Below are 21,568 nucleotides of genomic sequence, written 5' to 3' on the forward strand. Positions count from 1 at the left end.
GTCACCCGGGGGCGGGCGTCCTGAGTCCGGACGCCTCGCCTACCGGTGCCGCGCGCCCACCGTGCGCTGGGCGTTGTCCACCAGCCGCGCGGCCCACGGCTCGGAGCGGTGGCTCCACACCCAGGCCGCGCCCAGGAAGGCGCAGCCGAGGAGCACCAGCACCAGCCGCGCGAGGAAGGAGGGCCCCGCGTCACCCGCGCTCGCGGCCATGGCTAGCCCACCACGCGGTTACGGCCCGACTTCTTCGCCTTGTACAGGTTGGCGTCCGCCACCTTGATGAAGTGCGTCGGCTCCAGCATGTCCGCCATCTGCTCGGCCACGCCGATGGAGATGGTGACCGGGATTTCCTTGTCGTCGTAGACGAAGGACTTCCCTTCGATGAGCCGGCGAATCTTCTCCGCGAACAGGCGCGCCTTGTCCGGCCCGTCCTCGGGAAGGACGATGGCGAACTCCTCGCCGCCGTAGCGGGCGAAGCACTGCTCCCGGCGCACCAGACGCTTGATGGACTGGGCCAGCTCACGCAGCACGTAGTCCCCGGCGAGGTGGCCGTGGACGTCGTTGATCTGCTTGAAGTGGTCGATGTCGAAAATCATCAGCGTCAACGAGCGCTGATACCGCGTCGACCGGCCCATCTCCTTCTCGAGGTACTCCAGGAAGTACCTCTTGTTGTTGATGCCGGTGAGGCCGTCCGCGATGGTCAGCGTGTAGATGGTCTCGTGGTACTGGGTCTCGATGTTGTCGCCATCGAGGAATTTGAAGATGGAGCCTCCCACCTTGACCAGGTCCCCGCTGCGCAGCGGCGAGGCCTGAAGCACTTCCTGGTCATTGAGGAAGGTACCGTTGGTGGAGCCCAGGTCCTCGACGAGCATCTTCCCCCCACGCCCCAGAATCCGGGCGTGGCGGCGGGACACGTTGTCCAGGTCCACAACGATGTGGTTGTGCTGATCACGTCCGATGGTGAGCTCGGCATCCTCGATGAGGTACTTCTTGCCGAGCTCCGGTCCGTGAATCTGCACGAGGCAACACTCCGTGCTGCGGTGGGCATGCACGTTGAGCGTTGAAATCTTGGTGACGCGGGTTTCGTCGCCGGCCATCGGATTCGAGGCTATCACGACAGCCTCGGCAGACGCCAAGCAACGCAGCAGGGGCCGGTTCTTCGGCCCTTGGCGGCGTTTCTCCCACATGGCGACCGGGTGGACCGGGGCGCGGGGTGGAAGCCCACCGCCCCGGGGCGTCTGACGTCCAGCGCCGGTCATGACGCCCCACCGGGGCGGTTGGGCACTCAACGGTGGACAGCAGGCGGGCACACGTGCCCTTGCCGGCCCTCCGGGGACGGCTAACGTCCGGAACACCTATGTCCAAAGTCCTGGCGATGATTCTGGCTGGCGGCGCGGGAACGCGTTTGGAGCCCCTGACGCGCGAACGCGCGAAGCCCGCTGTTCCCTTCGGCGGCCGCTACCGCATCATCGATTTCGTCCTGTCGAACTTCGCCAACTCCGGCGTGTACCGGATGAAGGTGCTGACGCAGTACAAGAGCGACTCGCTCAACAACCACCTGTCCCGCGCGTGGCGGATGACGGCGTTCCTGGGCCACTACGTGGAGCCCGTGCCCGCGCAGATGCGCACGGGACTGGACTGGTACAAGGGCAGCGCGGACGCCATCTACCAGAACCTCAACATCATCACCGACGAGGAGCCCGACTACATCTTCGTCTTCGGCGCGGACCACGTGTACCGGATGGACACGCGGCAGATGTTGGACTTCCACTGCACGAAGAAGGCGGCGTGCACGGTGGCCGCGATTCCCGTCCCGATTGAGCAGGGGCGCGAGTTCGGCATCATCGACGTGGGCCCGGACGGCCGGATGCGGCAGTTCCTGGAGAAGCCCAAGGACCCGCCGCCCATGCCGGGCAACCCGAAGATGTGCCTGGCCTCCATGGGCAACTACCTCTTCTCCACCGACGTGCTGGTGCAGGAGGTGGTGCGTGACGCGGCGAACGAGACGAGCGCGCACGACTTCGGCAAGTCCATCATCAGCGAGCTCTACAAGCGCGCGCCGGTGTACGTGTACGACTTCGCCCAGAACGAGGTGCCGGGCCAGGAAGCCAAGGAGCGCGGCTACTGGCGCGACGTGGGGAACATCGACGTCTACTACCAGTCCAACATGGACCTGGTGGACGTGGACCCGACGTTCAACCTCTACAACGACCGCTGGCCCATCCACACCCAGCCCAACAACTACCCGCCGGCGAAGTTCGTCTTCGCGGACGAGCAGAACAGCCGCGTGGGCCACGCCATGGACACGCTGGTGGCGGAGGGCTGCATCATCTCCGGCGGCAGCGTGCGCCGCTCGGTGCTGTCTCCCAAGGTGCGCGTCAATTCGTACTCGGAGGTGGAGGACTCGCTCCTCTTCGAGAACGTCACCATTGGCCGGCGCTGCCGCATCCGCCGGGCCATCATCGACAAGAACGTGGAGATTCCGCCGGGGATGACCATCGGATTCGACCCCGTGGAGGACAAGCGACGCTTCCACGTGACGTCCGGGGGCGTGGTGGTGATTCCCAAGGGCATGAAGGTGACCTGAGTTCACCATGGGCACGGACGGACTCCACCTGCGGCCCGCGAGGGAGTCCGACCGGCGCACGCTGTGGCGCATCCACACCCAAGCCGTGGAGGCGCTGTGCCCGCGCGCCTACGCCCCTCACGAGGTGAGGACGTGGGTGCGTTTGTTGAAACCGGAGGGCTATTTGCGTCCGGACCGTCCGCGCACGGTGCTGGTGGCGGAGCGAGGCCGCCGCGCCGTGGGCTTTGGGCAGGTGGACGCGGGCGTGGGGGAGTTGGAGGCGCTCTACGTGACGCCCGACGAGACGGGCCTCGGCGTGGGCGCCACCCTGCTGTCCGCGCTGGAGGCCGCCGTCTGGCGAGGCCGCGCGGCCTTGCTCGGACTGGATGCCAGCCTGAACGCGGAGCACTTCTACCAGCGGCACGGGTACGCCACCGTGCACGCGGCGCTGCGCCCGCTCACGCTCGAGGTGAAGCTGGCGTGTGTGCGGATGCAGAAACAGCGGCCGGCCGCGCCCCCAAGGCCGCGGCCGGACCTCGCCGGGACTAGGTGAAGGCGGCCTTCACCTCGGGCTTGTTGAGCACCACCAGCGCCCAGATGCCCACGGGGATGGCCAGACACACGCAGGGGCCACAGCACGGGATGACCGCGATGATGGCGGCGGCCATCGACAAGCCGTAGCTCTGCAGGTTCTTCATCTTCAGCGCGCCGAAGAAGACCAGGCCGTGCAGCAGGAGCGTGGGCAGCGTGAAGAGCAGCTTGCCTCCCGTGGTCGTCATCCCCGCGAGCAACTGCCGGGCCCCCTCGGGCAGGTCGGGGTTGTCGAGCGCCTCCGCGACGGCGGGGTCCGTTCCGCCAAACGACTGGAGCACGCTGATGAGCCCCAGCAGCAGGGCAATGGCGGACAGGACCATCAGCAGGATGGCCGGCAGCATGACGGCTTCCTTCGCGCCCGCGCCGCCGGGAGAGTTCATGCTTCCGTAGGTGTTCTCCATGGTCCCCAGTACCCCTCTGTGCCGCGTGAATGGTGTGCGGACCCTGGAGCCCGCGCGCGGACATTCCACTCGGAGTCCCGTGAGCACGCCAGGGGTAAATGACACCCCCTGGCCCCCTCCCCTCTCACGCCTTGAAGGTCAGGAGGGGAGACAGCCGGGCCACCTCCCGGACGATGCCGGCCTCCACCTGCGCGTCCACCACCGGGCGGATGGGTTTGTAGGCCGCCGGCGCCTCCTCGACGCGGCGCTCCGCGCGCAGCGTGACGCAGTCCACGCCCGTCAGGCCCAGGGCGGAATCACGGTGGTCCGCGCCCCCACGAGACAACGAGAAGCGCGAGCGTGCGCGGCCGGCCCCGTGGGATGCGGACTCCAACGCCCGGGCATCGCCGCACCCCACCATGAGGAAGGACGTGGCTCCCATGGAGCCGGGGATGATGACGGGCTGCTCCACGCCGGCGGGACAGGCCCCCTTGCGCGCCAGCCAGCCCCCTTCATGAGGCAACGTCAGGTTGTGAGGCACGTCGTAGACGAGCGGCGCCTCCACGTCCCCGAAGAGCTCGCGGAGCGTCTGGCGCAGCAGCTCCGCCAGGAGCAGCCGGTTGAGGAAGGCGTAGTTGGCGGCGGTGGCCTCCGCCTCCAGGTACTCCGACACGAGCCGCTCGTCCGCCAACGGCAGGATGCCGCTGTCCGGCAGCGGTGTGCCCTGGGGCCACGCCTTGCGTGCCCGCTCCTGCCAGGCCACGCCCACGTGCTTGCCCACGTCCCGGCTGCCGGAGTGAATCATGAACGCGAGCTGCCCTTCGCGAACACCCCACCGCCAGGCACGGCCCCGGTCCTCCACCGCCTCCACGCGCTGCACCTCCACGAAGTGGTTGCCGCCGCCAATGGTGGCCAGCCCCGCGTCCCGCACCACGCCCTCGCGCGTGAAGGACTCGGGCGCCCAGGACGGATGGCCCTTCAGCCCGCCGCCCAGGTGGATGCGCGCCACCTCCGCGTCGAGCTGCGAAAGGTCGGCCTGTCCCGCGCATCCGAGCGGGCGCTCCAGCGTCTCCAGCAGCCAGCCCTGGACGCCGTCGCGCAGCAGCGCCTCGGCGGCCCGGGAGCCCATGGCCACGTCGCGCGTGCCGAAGAAGTAGTGGCCTTTCATCCGCTCGACGAACGCGTCGCGCTTCGCCTGGAAGGCCTCCACGGAGAGGTCCGCGACGTGCAGCCGCATGCCGCAGTTGATGTCGGTGCCGATGGCGCCGGGGACCACGAGCCCCCGCGTGTGAAGCACCGAGCCAATGGCCACCCCCGAGTCACCCGGATGAAAGTCCGGGGTGGCACGCACGCGGAGCACTTCTCCGCCTGCGGGGTGCCGCAACGCGGCCAGGTGGGCGAGTTGCCGGAAGGCCTTGCCCTCAACGGGCAGGTCCGGCGGGAGAAGCACCTCGGCGGGCGGCGAATGCGCGTTGCCGTGGAGGCGCACGGAGTACAGGCGGCCGTCATAGGCCACCTCGAGCCCCTCGCGGGCGAGCGCCCGGAGAAGCCGGTTCAATTTCGGCTGCATGACCCAGCTCAGGAATGCCCAGGGCCCGATGACGGGCACGCTGGGGGACGTGACGGAGAGATGAGGGACCTTGGGTCAGCAGCCGCGGTCGCCAGGCGGCGCGAAGCCGTCTTCACCGTGCACGCACGGGCACTGGGGTTGTTCCTGACGGCAGTCGCTACACGACGGTGGACAGGCCGCCATCCACGTTGATGGCCGCGCCGCTGATGTAGCCCCCGCGCGGGGACAGCAGGAAGGCCACGGTGTCCGCGAACTCCTCCGCCTTCCCCACCCGGCCCAGCGGGATGCCCGCGTGACGGGCCATCTCCTGCTGGAAGGACTCCACGGGCTTGCCCACTTCCTGGGCGCGGCGCACCCACTGGCCGCTTTCGATGATGCCCACCAGCACCGCGTTCACCCGGATGCCATGCGGGCCCAGCTCCTTGGACAGCGCCTTCGTCAGCGCCAGCCCCGCCGCGCGCGACACCGAGGACGGCGTCGAGTTGGCCCCTGGCGTCTTCGCCGCGATGGCCAACACGTTGACGATGGCGGCGCTCCCCGATTCCTTCAGGAACGGGAGCGCCTGCCGGGAGGCACGAATCGCCGCGAAGACCTTGAGCTGGAGGTCGGCTTCCCACTCCGCGTCACTCACGGAGGCGAAGGGCCGGGCCGCGGCGGCGCCCGCGTTGTTCACCAGCGCGTCGATGCGCCCGAAGCGCGCGTGCGCGGCGTCGACGAAGTGCTCCACCTCCCAGGCGCGTGACACGTCGGCCTGGACCGTCAAGACGTCACCGCCCTCCGCGCGGAGGGCCGCGGCCGTGGCCTCCAGACGCTCGGCGCCGCGGGCACACAGGGCCACCTTCGCGCCCTCCCGAATGAGCCTTCGGGCCACCGCCGCCCCCAGCCCCTCCGAGCCCCCCGTCACCAGCACCACCTTGCCACCCAGCTCCAGGTCCACGTGCCACCTCCTCGCGGCCAGCGCCGGCCCCCACGAGGCGACTGCACCTCGTGTGGAGCCGGAACGCGGGACGTCACATCATCACGCCGGCTGCTTCACGAACTGCCGCTTCTGGTCGAAGGCGGCCAGCGTCTGGGCAATCTCCTCGTTCACCGCGCGCAGCATGTCCTGCTTCTCGCGGAACGGCAGGAAGGCGCTCTTGAAGCCCGAGACGAGGATGGTGGTCAGGTCTTCCAGCGACAAGCCCAGTTCGGAGTGCGCCGTCCACAGCTCCTTCGTCACCGTGGTGTCGGTGATGAGGCGGTTGTCCGTGTTGATGGTCACCCGCAGGCCGTAGTCGAAGTAGAACTTCAGCGGGTGCGCCGCGAGGCTGGACACCGCGCCCGTCTGCACGTTGGAGGTGGGGCACACCTCCAGCGGAATCCGGTGGTCGTTGACGTAGTTGAGCAGGTCCCCGTCCTCACGCAGCCGCGTGCCGTGGCCGATGCGGTGCGCGCCCAGGTTGTGGATGGCCTGGGAGATGGACTCCGGCCCGTAGGCCTCGCCCGCGTGCGCGGTGCAGTTCACGTTGTTCTTGAGGATGAGCTGGAAGGCGTCGCGGTGGTCCTTCGCCGGGAAGCTCGCCTCCGCGCCGGCCAGGTCGAAGCCGATGACGCCGCGGTTCTTGTACGCCACCGCCAGTTCCGCCAGCCGCATGGAGGTCTGCGGGTTGATGTGGCGGATGCCGCAGACGATGACGCCGCACTTGATGCCCGTCTCGCGCTTCGCGGTGCGCAGGCCCTCGAGCACCGAGTCGATGACCGTGGTCATCTTCAGGCCCTTCTGCAGGTGCAGCGCGGGCGAGTAGCGGACCTCCAGCCAGCGCACGTTCTCCGCGGCGGCGTCCACGGCCAGCTCATAGGCGGCGCGATAGAGCGCATCGGCCGTCTGGAGCACGGAGAGCGTCACGTCGAAGGCGACGAGGTACTCCTCCAGGCTCTTGCACACCTCGCCCATGTGGATGGCCTTGGCCAGCCCGTCCTCGGTGTCGGCGAGCAGCTTCACCTTCTGCTGCTCGGCCAGCTCGAGGATGGTCTTCAGGCGCATCGAACCGTCCAGGTGGCAGTGGAGGTCCGTCTTGGGCAGCGCACGCAGCAACTCTTCCGTCACCGCCAGCGTGGGCGGCGGCATGAAGTCCGTCCGCCGGGCGGACGAAGGAATGCCGGTGGCGCTGGGAATCTCGTCATCACGAATGGTAGGCATGGTCCAAGTTCCTTCCTTGCGTCATCCTCCAAACCATGTCGTCCCGCGCCTGTCCATGCACGCCCTTGCTCCCCGCCCTGGCGCTGACATTGGTGGCCGCCATGGGCTGCCGGGAACCCGCGAAGAGCGACTTCCGCTACTCCACGGATGCCTCGTCCCGGGCGGGACTGGTGGCCCTGGCGGACGGCGTCCTCACGGCCAATGAGGCCGGCACCGTCGTCCGGCTGGACCGGAGCGGGCGCGTCCGATGGCGCGCCGCGCTGGACAGGGACGTGGCCACCCGGCCGGCCCTGCTCGGAAGCAGCGTCATCGCGGGAACCGTGGCCGGAGGACTGGTCCGGTTGTCGCTCGAGGACGGCGCGGAGCTGTGGCGGCTGACCGGCGAGCCCCCCGTCCTTACCGCACCCGTGGTGGACGCGGAGGGGAAATCCATCTTCCTCGTGGCCCCGGATGGCGCCGTCCGCTCCCTCGTCGCGGAGACGGGAAAAACGGACTGGGAGCGCCCCCCGCCCGGAAAGCCGGAGCCGACGGCCGCGTCCCGGGGCTACCCCACCCCGGTGGTCGATGGCGGACTGCTGGTGGTCGCCCTGGGGGATGCGGGGCTGATGGCCCTGGCCGCCCAGGACGGGGCGAAGCGCTGGCAGCAGGACGTGCGGGACGTGGTGGGGATGACGCTGTCGCGCGACACGCTCTACGTGAGCACCGGCCAGGGCCGCGTCGTGGCGCTGAACGTCACGGATGGGGCCGTCCGCTGGGAACAGACTCCCGCCGAGCGCATGACGGGCCCGCCCTCGCTGGCCCTGGGAGTCCTGTGGGTGGGTGCGAGCGGGCCTTCCCCCGAGTTGGTCGGGCTGGCGCCAGCGGATGGGAAGGACGTCGTCCGGGTGCCCCTGCCCGACCCGCTCCTGACGGGCGTCGCGGCCGTCGGGGACGACTTGCTGATGGTCCCCACCAGCGGGCGGCAGGGCCGGCTCCTCGCGCTGAGGGCCTCGACGTGGGAGCAGGCCTTCTCGGTGCGGGCGGATACCTCCTTGAGGACCCAGCCCGTGGTGATGGACGACCAGGTCATCGTGCTGGGGCTCGACGGACGGGTGCTGTCGTGGCGCGTGCGGCCCGGCGGGCCCTGAGCCGTCTTCGCGCGCGGCGGGGTCAGAGCCGCCGCAACGAGGAGAGCGACAGCTCCACCCGGGAGGACAGGGCCCCGTAGTCGCGTTCGGGCGCGGCGAAGACCACGAGCACGAAGTCGTCCTTTCCCGGCACGAAGTACACCAGGGTCCGCACGCCGTCCGCCCGGGAGAACTCGTAGCGAGCCACCGGCCCCGCGGGGAGCGTCCCCTCCGAGCCCTGAAGCAGGCTTCCGGGAGGCTGAAGCCCCGCCGCCGCGAGCACGACTTCCGCGCCCGCATCGAGCGCGGGAGGAACGCCCCGCACCGAGCGCAGCTCCAGCCCACCCTCGAAGAGCGCGCGCGCCGGAGGCCCGGCTTCCTCCGAGCGGAAGCCCATGCCAGGCGGCGGCGCGTACTGCACGCCCAGCTCCCGCGACGAGAAACCGCGCGAGCAGCCGAGGACGCACCACAGCAGGAGGCACCAGGTCAGCGAGGCGAGTCTCACGCCTCCGACTCTGCCACTGGCGCCCGCGGGCTGTCAGGCCCGCGCCGCGGCCGTGTGTTCGGATATCCCCTTCGCTCAGCCCGGCGTCAGGAAGCGGGCGATGATGCGCTTGAGGCCCACGGCGCCGCCGAACTCCACCGTCACCTTCGCATTCGGGCCGTTGCCGTCCGCGGACACCACGCGGCCCACGCCGAACTGCTCGTGACGCACGCGCATGCCGCGCACGTCCCCGCCCACGCCGTCCATGTCCGGCGCCTGCGAATAGGAACGGTCGATGCGAGGCCCCTCATCGTCGTCCCACGTCCGCTTGCGCTGCGTCGAGGGCACCATGGGCCGGGGCGGCTCGGGCAGCTCATGCTCGCTGATGCCGAACAATTGCGGGGGAACGTCGGCCAGGAAGCGGCTGGGCGCGTTGTAGCGGAGCTCACCGAACAGCGAGCGGCACTGCGCCAGACTCACGAAGAGCCGTTTGCGCGCGCGGGTGAAGCCCACGTAGCAGAGGCGCCGCTCCTCGGCCATCTCCTCCGAGGGCTCCCGCTCCGACGGCATGTCGTCGCCCAGGAACACGGACTCCGACTTGACCGCGCGCGAGTGCGGGAAGACGTTCTCCTCCATGCCCGTGAGGAACACGGCGTCGAACTCCAGGCCCTTGGCCGCGTGCAGCGTCATCAGCGCCACCCGACCATCGCCCACCTCCGCGTCCGCCTCGCCCACCAGCGAAATCTGCTCCAGGAACGCCTGAAGCGCGGGCACGTCCGCCGTCAGCGGCGCCGCGTCCACCTCGGGCGGCACCTCGGCGGGGGGATTCGCCGCGGCCGCCACCGCCGCGGCGGCGCGGTTCAGGTCGAACTCCTGCGCCGCGCCCAGGAACTCGCGGAGGTTCTCCGCGCGCGTCTGCGCCTCGTCGCTGCCTTCGGCCAGCAGCGTCTCCACCAGCTTCGTCTCGCGAAGCATCTGGTCCACCGCGCCCGCGGCGTCCTCGTTCGTCTGGGCGAAGGACGTCAGGGACTCCAGCAGGTTGCGGAAGCCCTTGAGGCGCTTCACCGCGGCGCTGTTCAACGCGGGAATCTGCTCCGGCTGGGACAGCGTCTCGTAGAGGCTCACGCCCCGCGTGTTGGCGAAGTCCGTCAACCGCTCCACCGTGGTGTCGCCAATGCCACGCGCCGGGATGTTGATGATGCGCAGCAGGTCCGCGTCCGAGCGCGGATTCACCATCAACCGGAGGTACGCGGAGGCATCCCGCACTTCCGCCCGGTCATAGAAGCTGCGCCCGCTCACCAGCGTGTACGGGACGCGCGCCAGCCGCAGGGCCTCTTCCAGCACGCGGCTCTGGGCGTTCGCCCGATAGAAAACCGCCATGCTGGAGAGCTTGATGAAGCCCTCCCGCTGGAGCGCCAGAATCTGCCGGGCCACTTCCTGGGCCTCGGCCCGCTCGTCGCGGTTGAGCAGCAGGTTGAGCGTCTGGCCTCGCGGACGCTCGGACCACAGCTTCTTCTCCATGCGCCGCGAGTTCTTCCGGATGACCTCGTGCGCGGCGTCGAGGATGTTCTGGTCGGAGCGGTAGTTCTGCTCCAACTTCACCACCTTCGCGCCCGGGTACTGCCGAGGGAAGCCGAGGATGTTGTCCACGTCCGCGCCACGCCACCGGTAGATGGACTGGTCGTCGTCCCCCACCACCACCAGGTTCGCGGACGGCGGCGGCGCCAACTGCTTGAGCAGCGCGTACTGCACCGGGTTGGTGTCCTGGAACTCATCCACCAGCACGTGGTGGAAGCGGCGCCGGTAGTTGTCCAGCACGTCCGGCCGCTTGCGGAACAAACTCACCAGCAGCAGCAGCAGGTCTCCGAAGTCCACCGCGTTGGCCGCGCGCAACCGCTCCTGGTAGGCCGCGTACACCTTGCGCACCAGCAGGCCGCGCTCGTCGCCGGGCGCCACCTCCATCTGCTCCGGCAGACGGGCCGCGTTCTTCTCCTGGTCGATGCGGTGGAGGATTTCGCGGGGCTGCATGGACTCGATGCCCGCCTCACGCATGGCGCGCTTCACCACGTTGAGCTGGTCCGAATCGTCGTAGATGACGAACGAACGGGTGAGCCCCACGTGCTCCGCCTCGCGCCGGAGAATCTGCGCCGCGGCGGAGTGGAACGTGCTCACCACCAGCTCGTTCGCCTGGGGGCCCAGCAACTGCGCCAGGCGCTCGCGCATCTCCCGCGCCGCCTTGTTCGTGAAGGTGACGGCCAGGATGCGCCACGGGAAGACGTCGTGGACCTTCACCAGGTACGCCACCCGGCGGGTGATGACGCGCGTCTTGCCGCTGCCCGCGCCGGACAGCACGAGCAGGGGGCCATGACCGTGCAGCACGGCCTCCCGCTGGGGCGCGTTGAGGTCTTCGAGGAGGGCGGATTCGTGTGGGTTCGCGGGCGACATTCGGAAAGGAGCCGATGCTTCTAACGTCTTTCCCCCGGCAATGGGCGTCCTTCTGGTGCCCCTGCCTGGCCGCCCGTCCCCTCAGGCATGCCGTGCGCTTATATAATGGGGCGCCTCCATGTCCGACTCCCCGTCCGGCGCCCCTTCGAGGCCCTCCCAGGCCGACCTGGACCGCTACGCAGAGCAGTTCTCACAGAGCCTCACCCTGCGCCTCTTCGGCGCGCACCTCAGCTTCCCGGAGGGCCGCAAGGTGGTCGTCAGCATTCCAGAGCTGCGCCCCGAACACCGGGGCGGCGCGGGCAGCGCCAGCACCGTCAACGGCGGCATCCTCGCGGCCCTGTTCGACTACGCCATTGGCTGCACCGGCGCCCTGGTCGACCCAGGCCGGCGCTGCGCCACGGTGCAGCTCTCCATGAGCTTCGAGCGCGCCGTCACGGGCGGCAGCATCCGCGTGGAGTCCGAAATCGACAGTCAGAGCGTCTCCATGCTCTTCGCCACCGCCCGCCTGTACGACGATGCGGGCCGTGTGTGCGCCCGCTGCCAGGGCGTGGTGAAGCTCTCCAACGCCCGCTGGGCCTCTGGAGACAGCCCCGCCGTCAACTGACCCTTGCCTACTCCGCCCCACATCCTCCTGGCTTCCGACGATATGTCCGGCCCGAACGTACGTTCTGGGGTCACCGGGGAGCCGGCGCGCTCCCCAGAAGCCTTTGAGCGACGGGAAGACGGCATGAGTGCAGCCGTGCAGGGCCTGCGGATGACGACGCTGCGACTGTCCAAGGAAGCCGATGAACCCGCTGAAGCGACCGCCCCAGGAGGCGAAGAAGCCCTCCTGTCGCGGCGCGCGCTGGCGGGTGACCGGGCGGCCTGGGACGCGCTGGTGGCGCGCCATCACCGGCGGGTCGTGGTCTCGCTGCTCGCCCGCGGCGTCCGGGTGGACCGGGCGCAGGAGCTGGCGCAGGAGACCTGGGCACGGCTCATCCAGCAGCAGCAGCGCGGACTGCTGACGGAGCTGCGCCTGCCCAACCTCGCCCTCACCCAGGCGGCCTTCCTGGCCGCGGACGACGCACGGCGGACCCGCCGCGAGTCCATCTCCGGCGCGGTGGACGAGCTGCCCGAGCGGCACCACCCGGTGGACCCCTCCGTCTCCGCGGAGCGGCGCCTGCTCTCCGAGGAACAGCTTTCAAGGGCCCACGCCGCGCTGGCGCAGGTGTCCCCCAGCGCGCGAAACGTCTTCCTCCTGGCCTGTGACGGGCAGGAGCTTCCCCATGCTGAAGTCGCCTCACGCGTTGGCCTGTCGGTCCAGCGCGTGCGGCAGATCCTGTGCGAGGTCCGCAAGAAGCTGCGCACCGCGCTCGAGGAGGAAACCCATGCTTAAGCCCCATCTCACCCGCGACGCCGCGGAGCAGTACATCCTGGGGGCGCTGGCACCCGAGAAGGCCGCGAGCCTCGAGGCGCACACGCTGGAATGCGAGCCCTGCGCGCGGCTGCTCCAGGAAGAAGCCCTGCTGTCGGAGCAGCTTCAAGAAGTGGCCAGCACCTTCCCGCGGGAGGCGCCGGTCATCCGCCCCGCCCGCTGGGACACGCGGCGCGTGGCGGTGGGCGCGGCCCTGGCCACCGCCGCCTCGCTGGCCCTGGTGCTGCTGTCGGGTGACCAGCGGTCCACGTCGCTTGGCGCCCTCGCGCCGGAAGCCCCTCCGTCCCTGGCGGGATTGGAGGCGGAGGCCCGGGAGCCGCAGGCCATCGTCGTGGCCTGCCCGGACCTGGCCACGCAGGCGTCATGCACTCAATCGGCCGAGGAGCGAGGGCTCCTCGTCCAGTATCCATGGGGCACGGGTGAAGTTCCGCGTTACGAAGCCCGCACGGGCCTCCCCAAGGACGCGCTGAGCGCGCGCCGCCCCGTGTCGCTGTGAGGACTCCCGTCATGGACTTCCGGAAGAGACTCGCTGCCCTCCTGCTCGCGCTGGCCTCCACCGGGGCCGGCGCGCAGCCGTTGGACAGTGCCCAGAAGCTGCCCATGGGCTGGTATGTGACGGAGAGCGCCCCCAAGCGCTACGAAGCGGGCGTGGACACCGCCGACACGTGCGAGGGCACCCGCAGCGCCTACCTCCGCTCGCTGTCGCCGGACGAGAACGGCTACGGCACCTTCATGCAGGCCTTTGGCGCGCAGGACTTTCGCGGCAAGCGACTGCGCTTCTCCGCCTCGCTCCGCATCAAGGACGTGGAAGGCTGGGCGGGCCTGTGGATGCGCGTGGAGGGCCCCGACCCGAAGCAGCCCCTGGCCTTCGACAACATGCAGTCGCGCGCCCTGGTGGGCACCGCGGGCTGCAAGCGCTACGAGGTGGTGCTGGACGTCCCGAAGGAGGCCACCACCATCATGGCCGGCCTCATCATGAGCGGCACCGGCCGGGCCTGGCTGGACGGCGTGCGCTTCGACGTCGTGGACGCGTCCGTTCCCGTCACGGACCTGCTGGCCTCACGGCCGGTGGTGGCGGCCAACGGCCCCGCGGGGCTGGAAGACGGCCCCGCCTCCGGTTCGAAGAACGACACCCTGCCGCTGGGCCGCGTCGGAGACGTCTGGTTCAACCAGGGCCGCATCGCCGCGGACAAGCCTTACACGCGGAACAAGGACGGCGTCTGGGTGAGCATCCTCGGCGAAGAGGTCTACGAGCACGGCATCGCGGTGACGGGCACCCTGGGGCAGCGCGCGCTGGACCTGAAGCTGAGGGCCGGCGGGCGCTATACCCGCATCGAGGGCACCTGGGGCAAGGAGACCGTCGACATCCAGATGTCCCCCGAGAAGCTCAGCATGCGCTGGGGCAAGCTCACGCGCGAGCTGGCGCGGGACTCGAGCGCCCAGGTGAACGGCACGTGCAACCGCTACCAGCGCACGGAAGGCGCCCGCGTGGTGGACCAGTTGGACGTCTGCGGCGCGGCGCTGGGGACTCGGCCGCCCAGCGCGCAGCTCGTGATGTCCTTCCTGGCGAACGGCTTCAGCCCCACCCTGCCGACCCGGGGACTTGCGGCGCCGCAGCCGCCCGTTCGCAGCCGCGAGGCGCTGGACACCGAGCGGACCGCCAACGGCCCGCAGTGAGCGCGCGGGGCCCGTGACAACGGGCCCGGACCTGGACACGGCGCCTTCCGTCAGAAGGCGAAGTCGCGCTCCAGCGTTTCGCTCCCCGCCTGCACGGACAGGTGGGCAGAGCGCGCGCCCGTGGAGGACGCGGTCGTCAAATCAAAAGCCAGGCCCTCCGGCCCCTGGGCCGGTTTGAGCGAGGGACGCCCAGGGCTGAGAAACACCGCCGCCGTCACCGTCCGCCCCGAAAGGGGCTGCACCAGCAGCCGCACGCGCTGACGCTCCCGCACCAGCACCACGCGGAAATCCCGGCGCTCCTCCAGCACTTCGCGCTGCTCGGGAAGGCGCGCGGCCGAGCCGCGGTGTGACACGGGCGCGCGCGACGTGCGCGCGGAGCGCGTCACCGCGCCCTCCTCCATGTCCAGGGCCTCGTCGATGGCCTCCTCGCCCTCGTCGAGCGCCAGCACGGCCTGGGCACATTCGCCACAGCGCGCCGTGTGCGCATCCAGACGGGTTCGCTCGTCCTCGGACAGCAGCCCCATGTCGAGGCGCCAGAGGTCATCCGCGGTGAGGTGCCGGCGCGGGGGGACGTCCACGGGGGCGGCGTCCGCCATGTCCGCGCGGCAGTCCTGGCAATTCTGAAGGTGGGCGGTCAGCGTCTGGGCGGTGGACGTCCAGGTGGCCACCAGGTCATCGCAGCCGGCGCGCGCGGAAAACCACCAGGCGGCGTCCTGCTCTGCGGGCTCGAGGAGGTCGCGCTCCTGCCGGCGCTGCGGATTGAGGGGGATGAACCAACGCGCCCGAGGACGAAGCGCGGAGTCGATACTCTGGAGCGCGGCGAGAAATTGGTCTCGAACCTGCGCGGCCTCGCCGTCGAGGGCTCCGTGAAATCCCTCCCAGACGGCCAGGGCGTGTGCGGCGGAGGCGGCCCGGTCGCGAGCCGAAAGTCCCTCCAGCGCGGAGGCACGCCACATGTCGGATTCGTCGCCCCCGTCCAGCGCCACCTCCACGGATTCCTCCGCGGCCCGCAGGAGCTGCGGCTGAAGTGACTGTGGCTTCTGCGCCTTCAACCACGCTTCGACTTGAGGTCGACCCAAGCCCCGAAGGGCACCATCCACACCTTCGGTCTCCACCCGGGAGCGGCGGCGAAGCAGGTCGCCAGCAGCCTCGAGAACTTCACCGGTGGAAGCCGTGCCCGACAGAAGCTGAGAGCGGCGGGCGGAATAGCGGGACAGCGTATCTCCAACAATCATGGGTTCATTCCTCCTGGGTACCCCGGGTGTGGCGGGGGAGGAGGCGGCTCACGCTTCCTCCCCATGCGACTCGCGCTGAAGATCCAGCAGGTAGAGCTTGAGGTAGGCCTGCGCACGGCTGACGCGCTTGTAGCTGTTCACCACGGTGATGTTCAGGCGCCGGGCACATTCTTCGTGATCCTCGACGTCTTCGTGGTGGTACAGGTCCCAAGCCGAGGCTTCCTTCGGGTGCTCCTGCTGGAGGCGGGCATAGGCCGCCCAATACAGTTCCTGGGCTTCGGCGCGCTCTTCACGCCGCTTCCCGAACTCGACGGCGCGAGCCACCTGGGAGGGTGGCTCCTCCATGGCGTCATCGGGATCCGACGGGGGCGCCGCGAGCTCCTCGCGGTGCTTCCGGTAGAAGTCGATGGCCACGTGCTTGACGATGCGCAGGAAGAACGTCTTGGGAGACGCGCTCCGCCCCGGCATCTGCTCCGACACGCCGCGGAACTGGTCCAGACCCCGGTCGATGAACTTCCCGACCGCGTCCTGGAAGAGCTCGTCCGCGTCCGCTGGGGACCCACGGCCGTAGCTCGCCTGAATCTTGCTGATGACGTACCGGGACGGACGGGCCCACCGCTGCACCAGCGCCCCAAGCGGCCCTCCAACGGGCTCGCCAGTGGCGCGGCGGCGGACCACCTCCGCGAACAATTCGTCATCCGTGAGCTGCTCGTACACCGGAAGGACCTGGGGGCTGCGCCGGGGGAGTCACCCCGGGATGTTGGGTTTCGGGGATGTGGCGCGGCAAGGTACCACGTTGGCATCCGCAGGCAGCCTCCGAGACAAGCAGGGGGCGCCAACCCAGCGAAATCACCGGACAAATTGGCACCCAGGGCGTTGGACGAAAGCCGCGCGGGATTCCTGACGAAAATAGAGACGGGGCTCCGGCCGAAATCGGCCCCGAAAATCCACCTGTCAGGAACAGCGAGGCCCCGCGTCTTCAGCCCCATCGCTTTCGAGCGCCCGGCCGATGCAGCCCTACAAGCCGTGGTTCGACTCCACACACATGCTCACGCATGTGACCGACGGTCGGTCCGTCACTGATCTCGTTAATCAGCCAACCGGCTTCTTCACTCGGGCGCTCAACTTTTCTTTCAGAGGATTCGCGTCATGTCCCGCCGCACCATCGTCATTGGAGACCTGCACGGCTGCCACGATGAAGCCGTGGAGCTGCTCGACAAGGTGGGAGCGACCTCCAGCGACCGGATCATCTTCGCGGGTGACCTGGTGGACCGCGGCCCCAAGCGGCGCGAGTGCGTGGAGCTGGCCATGCGGCACGAGGCCATCCTCGGCAACCACGAGGAGACGCACCTCCAGCAGCGCCACCGCGCGGACGAGCGGATGCTCCCCGACCACCTCGAAACGCGCCGGGTGCTCGAACCCGAGCACTACGCGTGGATGGCCGGGCTGCCCCACTACCTGCGGCTGCCAGAGCACAACGCCGTCGTCGTGCACGCGGGCATGCTGCCCAACGTTCCCGTCGAGAAACAGGACCCGTACCACCTGCTCCATGCCCAGTGCATCCGGCCCCCGGCGACCAAGAGCTACTGGCCGTCCAAGGCACCCGAGGGCTGGACCTTCTGGACACACCACTGGAAGGGCCCGGAGCGGGTCATCTTCGGCCACACCGTCTTCGATGCGCCGCTCGTCACCGAGTACGCGGTGGGCATCGACACCGGCTGCGTGTACGGCCACTCCCTGACCGCCGTCGTACTCCCCACCTGGGAGTTCGTCTCGGTGCCAGCACGGAGTGCGTACCGGGGTGGCAAGAGCGTGGCCCGGATTCCGGTCCACGGCGACGTGTCCGTCTTCTCGTAATCGATTTCGCGCCCGGCCGACGGGGCCCAACACGCATACAGCTGTCGCGGGTTCGAATCCCGCCGGAGCCATTCACGGCTCCGTAGCTCAGCGGTAGAGCACTGGGACCGTTAATCCAAGAAGCGGCCTCGTCACTCGGGCGCCCCCTTTCCTCCCCATCCTCACTTCGCACGGGCGGCCTTCGCCAAGGCGCAAGGCCCTCGTGCGTCCACGCTCGGTGCACTCCGCTCGCCTCGTCGCGAGTGGGCCGCCCCGCGCCTGACCCGCGGCATGTCCCAAGGGGGACATCATGACGACCCAGACGCAGAACCCGAACGCGCGGCTGCCCGAGGCGCAGCGCGGTCCTGCCGAGCGACTGCTGGACCTGGTGCTCGGCGGCTCCGCCCACCTCTGGCACAACCGGCCCGGCCTGGACATGAATGGCACCTGGCACGCGGCGGCGCACGCCACGCCGTTCCAGCGCGAGCGTGGGCGTCCGGTGAAGCCGGGCCTCTTCGTTCCCGCCGCCGTGAAGCTCTATGGCCAGTTGCTGGCCATCTACAAGCTCAACGCGGAGCTGATGGCGCACTTCGCGTCCTACGCGCTGACGCAGACGGACTGGCGTGACCTGAAGGTCGCGACGTGCGCGCTCATGCTGGTGCAGGAGCACGCGGGCCAGCCCGTGCGCGACGACCAGGGCGGCGTGGCCTTCCACGACGACGACTGGCGGGCGATTGGCGAGGCGATGGTGCTCCACTACGAGCGCAAGTCGACGCGCATGCTCACGCCCAAGGCGGTGCTGCGCGTGGCGGAGCTGCTGGAGCACCCGGACATCGCTCGGCTCAACCGCGAGGCGGGCTTTGGTGACCCGGCGTCCCGCAAGGCGCCGCTGGGCCGCTGGAAGCGCGTGGCGTCGAAGTGGCTGGCGGCGCGCGAGGCCAACCTGCCCATGCTCCAGGGTCTGGTGAAGGCGGGCTACAAGGAGACGCTGAAGAAGCTGGCGCGCAAGGCAGGCTACAAGCCGCGCACGCAGGGCTTCTTCGAGGTGCTCGGCTGGAAGCAGAAGCAGTCCGCGCAGGGCCACCGCGAGGTGGGTCTGAACGGGCTGACGCTGGTCAAGCGCGAGCGCTTCGACGGCCTGTCGGAGGCGGACATCTGCGAGTGGATCTCCCTGGAGCGTCTCTCCTACAAGGAGGTCGTGGGACGGCTGCCGAAGAACGTGGGTCTCACGCCGGCCATCATGGCGGCGCTGCTGCCTTCGCTGTCGGACCGTGACCTTCGCCTGATGACGCCCACGCTCGAGGAGCTGGGACTCCTGACGGACGCGGACATCCGCGCGCGGTGGGAGAAGGCCGTGCAGACCTCCACGGACCAGCGGGCGCTGAACATCGCGAAGAACGTCCGCAGCGAGGCGCTGCGGCGCAAGCTGGAGGAGGCCAGCGACAACGCGGCACGACAGGCGGTGGCGGAGGCGACTGCGGAGACCGACGTGCGGGTGATGTTCCTCATCGACAAGTCGGGCTCCATGGAGGGGGCCATCGAGAGTTCGAAGGAGGCGCTGTCGCGCATCCTCGCGGGCTTCCCGATGGACAAGCTGCACATCGCCGCGTTCGACACCCTGGGCACGGTGCTCCGTCCGAAGGCCGCCTCCCGTCTCGCCGTCCAGCACATGCTGGCGGGACTGAAGGCGTCCGGTGGAACGGCGCATACGGCCGGCGTGTATGCGCTGCACCGTGCCGGCTTTCGCGTGCCGGAGGACGCGAAGCTGGTGGTCATCGTGGTGGGAGACGAGGCCGGAGAGGCAGGCGACCAGTTCGCCCGGGCATTCCGTGACCTCCGCATCCCAGTGTCCGCCATGGCCATGCTGGTGTCAGTGGCACACGTGCGGGGCTCGACGGTGCGCACCTGCGCCGCGCAGCTCCAAGTGCCTTTCAGCGAGGTGAACGTGGAGCAGTTCGATGACCCGTACCAGGTTCCCCGGGTGCTCAAGGCGCTGATGGATGCGCCGACGCTGCCGGGAGCCCACCAGTCCGGCTGGGTGGAGCGGGTGATGCGTACGCCGCTGCTGAAGGTGGCGTGACACCCACGCAGGAGAGGAAGAGGAGGCGCCGTGGACTACCGGAAGTTTCTCGGACAGGTGGAGTCGGTGGTGCTGCCGTATCTGGGCGGCGGCACCGTGGACTCGGCCTCACGGCGCCTCCGTGTCACCACGCCGGTCTCCCCGGGGTGGTGGCGCTTCGACGTGAAGGGACGTGAGGCCACGCCCCGTGAGCCCGCCGAGCCTCCGTGCATGGACACACTGCCGCGCGTGCGGGGCCATGCCTGGGGGCGCAGGTTGGTGCGCGAAGGCGCCGTGGCGGAGCCCCTGGAGTTGATGCCGGAAGAGGAGCCGCCGCGCCTCGCGCCCGTGAGCGCGCGCCGGTGGCATGACGGTTCCCTGCTCTTCGACAGCGTGGACTTCGAGGGCGAAGCAGAGGGCTCGGCGCGCATCGCATTGGAGGAGGACCAGCCCCTCGGGCAGGTCCCAGGCGTGAGCGCCCCGCTGCGGGCCGCGTTTGGCTACGCCCTGCTGGAGCGCGTTTCGCGCGACCTGGACATCCGCTTCGTGCCAGCCGAGGTCCGAAGCCGGATACTCGCGGTGGCGGAGAACGGCCGCGCCGCCGCGGAGGACTGTCTGCGCCGGCTGAGCCATGAACGCGAAGCCCGGACGGCATGGTTGCGCCAGCAGCAAGAGGCGGCGGAGCGGCGCGCTCGGGCCGAGAACCTCGTCGAGGAAGCCCAACGGCGCGTCGCGCACCTGGAGAGGCGCGTGGGACGAGGTCCTCCGAACGAGGACGGCATGCATCGAGCCCAACGGGCCCTGCACAAGGCGGGCGCGCGTCCACTCGACATGAGGCGGCTCGCGGGCCAGCGCCTGGAGGTGACGTATGCCTTCATGGGGGAGCGCTTCGTCTCCATCGTCGCGGCGGATTCGCTCCAGGTCCTGGACGCGGGCATCTGCCTGGCCGGTGCTGACGAAACAGTCACGTTGGAGAGCCTGCCGTCCGTCATCCGAGAAGCCATTGAAACCGACGTGCTGGTCGTGACCCGGCACACCTGAGGAGAAGGTCATGTCCCCCCACGAGGTCTGCATGCTCATTGGTCATGACGGCGAGGTGCTGTGGTGCGATGAGTCCAACAGCCCGGCGCGGATGCCAGACTCGCGAAGCCGCTGGCAGGCCATCTGGCGGCTGCGCGAGGTGCTCGAGGAAGTCGCGCACAGCCACCCCGACGGTCCACTCGGCTTCTCCACCGAGGACGAGAGCACCATGTCGGCGCTCACCTCCGCGCTCGGCAAGCCGCTGCGTTTCTCCGTCGTGGCGCCGGAGGGCATGGTGTCACGACAAGGAGACCGGGACGTGCTGGTGGTGGAAGAGCCCTGGTGGGCGGAGGCGCTGCGCAGCGCCTCCGGCATCCGCCACACGCCCAGTGGCCTTGCCTGAGCCGCTTACACCGTCCGCGTCCAGAGGTCGCGAATGTCCGGAGGGAGTTGGCCCATGACGTCCTCCACCTCCCCTTCGGTAATCTGGTCGCGGACCGCGTCCATCACCGCCCGCACCACGGGCTCCACGGCGGCCGGCTGAAGGCTCAAGTCCTCGCCCACGCGGCGCAGCAGGTGCTCTCGGTGGAACTTGGGCGGCAGCTCGTCCTCGTGCTTCTCGCAACGGTGCAACAGCAGCGTCAGCTTGCGGGGAAGCTGGTCCTCCAGGTCGCTTGCCTCCTCGCTGAGAATCCGCTGTTCCAGTGCGCAGAGGACGGATACGGCGGCCTTCTCCGCCACCGCGGGGGACATGCCGCCCCGCTCGCACAGATGCTGGAGGAAGGCCGCGTACGTCTGGCTCGTGCGCGACTCGTGGCGCAACCTCCGGCGAACCTCGATGGGCGTATCCCGGCGGCTGGCTTGACGCTCGCCGCCCTGCGGAGCGCCCTTTCCTTGCTCACGGTCATTGGGCATGGGGGCTGTCCTTCCTGAAGAAAGTCGTGTGGGCCTCACGGTGCCCACGGCGTCAGAAAGGAGCACGACGCAGCGGAACGGGAGCCGTGCC

22 protein-coding genes are annotated in these 21,568 nt (G+C 69.6%); 11 read left to right on the forward strand and 11 right to left on the reverse strand.

Translation table 11 applies throughout. The features are described from left to right. Positions 1–39 precede the first annotated feature (39 nt). Together A176_RS39380 and A176_RS26485 are read right to left on the reverse strand one after the other, a co-directional pair. Entirely contained in the window at positions 40–210 is a 171-nt protein-coding gene (locus A176_RS39380) for a hypothetical protein (protein ID WP_002638307.1), read from the reverse strand. A gap of 2 nt (positions 211–212) precedes the next feature. Next, positions 213–1,094: a diguanylate cyclase gene (locus tag A176_RS26485; protein ID WP_002638308.1), complete on the reverse strand. Its 882-nt coding sequence runs from the start codon at positions 1,092–1,094 to the stop codon at positions 213–215. Between the two features lie 260 nt (positions 1,095–1,354). On the opposite strand from A176_RS26485, the gene glgC reads away from it, so the two are divergent. Both glgC and A176_RS26495 read left to right on the forward strand, forming a co-directional pair. Further along, the gene (gene glgC / locus A176_RS26490) at positions 1,355–2,584 is read left to right on the forward strand and encodes a glucose-1-phosphate adenylyltransferase (protein WP_002638309.1); all 1,230 of its coding nucleotides are present in this window, start codon (positions 1,355–1,357) and stop codon (positions 2,582–2,584) included. 7 nt (positions 2,585–2,591) lie between these two features. Next, on the forward strand, positions 2,592–3,116 hold the full coding sequence (locus A176_RS26495; protein WP_002638310.1) for a GNAT family N-acetyltransferase: 525 nt from the start codon (positions 2,592–2,594) through the stop codon (positions 3,114–3,116). Here the strand turns inward: A176_RS26495 and A176_RS26500 are convergent. From A176_RS26500 to add, 4 genes are all read right to left on the reverse strand, one after another. Next, entirely contained in the window at positions 3,109–3,537 is a 429-nt protein-coding gene (locus tag A176_RS26500; RefSeq protein WP_226993994.1) for a hypothetical protein, read from the reverse strand. The two genes, A176_RS26495 and A176_RS26500, sit on opposite strands and share 8 nt — an antisense overlap. Positions 3,538–3,682: 145 nt before the next feature. Beyond that, positions 3,683–5,107, reverse strand: coding sequence for an RtcB family protein (locus A176_RS26505; protein ID WP_002638312.1), 1,425 nt, complete (start codon positions 5,105–5,107; stop codon positions 3,683–3,685). Between the two features lie 157 nt (positions 5,108–5,264). Beyond that, complete coding sequence (locus tag A176_RS26510; protein ID WP_002638313.1) at positions 5,265–6,044, reverse strand: SDR family oxidoreductase; 780 nt, start codon at positions 6,042–6,044, stop codon at positions 5,265–5,267. An 81-nt stretch (positions 6,045–6,125) separates the two neighbouring features. Further along, the gene (gene add / locus A176_RS26515; protein WP_002638314.1) at positions 6,126–7,286 is read right to left on the reverse strand and encodes an adenosine deaminase; all 1,161 of its coding nucleotides are present in this window, start codon (positions 7,284–7,286) and stop codon (positions 6,126–6,128) included. 101 nt (positions 7,287–7,387) lie between these two features. Between add and A176_RS26520 the strand changes: the two genes are divergently transcribed. Then, a complete protein-coding gene (locus A176_RS26520) occupies positions 7,388–8,413 on the forward strand; it encodes an outer membrane protein assembly factor BamB family protein (RefSeq protein WP_002638315.1) in 1,026 nt (341 codons plus the stop codon). Positions 8,414–8,435: 22 nt separating this feature from the next. On the opposite strand, the gene A176_RS26525 is transcribed toward A176_RS26520, so the two are convergent. After that, positions 8,436–8,897 carry a hypothetical protein gene (locus A176_RS26525; RefSeq protein ID WP_044889400.1) on the reverse strand — a complete coding sequence of 154 codons (462 nt, stop codon included), beginning with the start codon at positions 8,895–8,897 and terminating at the stop codon, positions 8,436–8,438. A gap of 75 nt (positions 8,898–8,972) precedes the next feature. Continuing rightward, positions 8,973–11,321, reverse strand: a complete 2,349-nt coding sequence (locus tag A176_RS26530; RefSeq protein ID WP_002638317.1) for an ATP-dependent helicase — start codon at positions 11,319–11,321, stop codon at positions 8,973–8,975. A gap of 118 nt (positions 11,322–11,439) precedes the next feature. Between A176_RS26530 and A176_RS26535 the strand changes: the two genes are divergently transcribed. From A176_RS26535 to A176_RS26550, 4 genes are all read left to right on the forward strand, one after another. Then, positions 11,440–11,925 carry a PaaI family thioesterase gene (locus A176_RS26535; RefSeq protein WP_002638318.1) on the forward strand — a complete coding sequence of 162 codons (486 nt, stop codon included), beginning with the start codon at positions 11,440–11,442 and terminating at the stop codon, positions 11,923–11,925. Between the two features lie 135 nt (positions 11,926–12,060). After that, entirely contained in the window at positions 12,061–12,696 is a 636-nt protein-coding gene (locus A176_RS26540; protein ID WP_002638319.1) for an RNA polymerase sigma factor, read from the forward strand. Further along, positions 12,689–13,231: a zf-HC2 domain-containing protein gene (locus A176_RS26545; RefSeq protein WP_002638320.1), complete on the forward strand. Its 543-nt coding sequence runs from the start codon at positions 12,689–12,691 to the stop codon at positions 13,229–13,231. Before A176_RS26540 ends, A176_RS26545 begins: the two co-directional genes overlap by 8 nt. Before the next feature lie 11 nt (positions 13,232–13,242). Beyond that, on the forward strand, positions 13,243–14,412 hold the full coding sequence (locus A176_RS26550) for a hypothetical protein (protein ID WP_002638321.1): 1,170 nt from the start codon (positions 13,243–13,245) through the stop codon (positions 14,410–14,412). Between the two features lie 50 nt (positions 14,413–14,462). Here A176_RS26550 and A176_RS26555 read toward each other — a convergent pair whose 3' ends face one another. Then, complete coding sequence (locus tag A176_RS26555) at positions 14,463–15,647, reverse strand: hypothetical protein (protein WP_002638322.1); 1,185 nt, start codon at positions 15,645–15,647, stop codon at positions 14,463–14,465. Between the two features lie 48 nt (positions 15,648–15,695). Next, positions 15,696–16,364, reverse strand: a complete 669-nt coding sequence (locus A176_RS26560; protein WP_002638323.1) for an RNA polymerase sigma factor — start codon at positions 16,362–16,364, stop codon at positions 15,696–15,698. A gap of 432 nt (positions 16,365–16,796) precedes the next feature. Here A176_RS26560 and A176_RS26565 point away from each other — a divergent pair, with 432 nt between their 5' ends. The 4 genes from A176_RS26565 to A176_RS26580 all read left to right on the forward strand — a co-directional run bounded on the left by A176_RS26565 (position 16,797) and on the right by A176_RS26580 (position 20,965). Further along, positions 16,797–17,504, forward strand: coding sequence for a metallophosphoesterase (locus A176_RS26565; protein WP_002638324.1), 708 nt, complete (start codon positions 16,797–16,799; stop codon positions 17,502–17,504). 289 nt (positions 17,505–17,793) lie between these two features. Further along, the gene (locus A176_RS26570; RefSeq protein ID WP_002638325.1) at positions 17,794–19,563 is read left to right on the forward strand and encodes a vWA domain-containing protein; all 1,770 of its coding nucleotides are present in this window, start codon (positions 17,794–17,796) and stop codon (positions 19,561–19,563) included. A 30-nt stretch (positions 19,564–19,593) separates the two neighbouring features. Then, positions 19,594–20,583, forward strand: a complete 990-nt coding sequence (locus tag A176_RS26575; protein WP_002638326.1) for a hypothetical protein — start codon at positions 19,594–19,596, stop codon at positions 20,581–20,583. Between the two features lie 10 nt (positions 20,584–20,593). Continuing rightward, complete coding sequence (locus A176_RS26580) at positions 20,594–20,965, forward strand: Mov34/MPN/PAD-1 family protein (RefSeq protein WP_002638327.1); 372 nt, start codon at positions 20,594–20,596, stop codon at positions 20,963–20,965. 5 nt (positions 20,966–20,970) lie between these two features. Here the strand turns inward: A176_RS26580 and A176_RS26585 are convergent, their stop codons facing one another. Further along, entirely contained in the window at positions 20,971–21,477 is a 507-nt protein-coding gene (locus A176_RS26585; RefSeq protein WP_002638328.1) for a DUF2267 domain-containing protein, read from the reverse strand. Positions 21,478–21,568 lie beyond the last annotated feature (91 nt).

The organism is Myxococcus hansupus (assembly GCF_000280925.3).
GTDB lineage: Bacteria > Myxococcota > Myxococcia > Myxococcales > Myxococcaceae > Myxococcus > Myxococcus hansupus.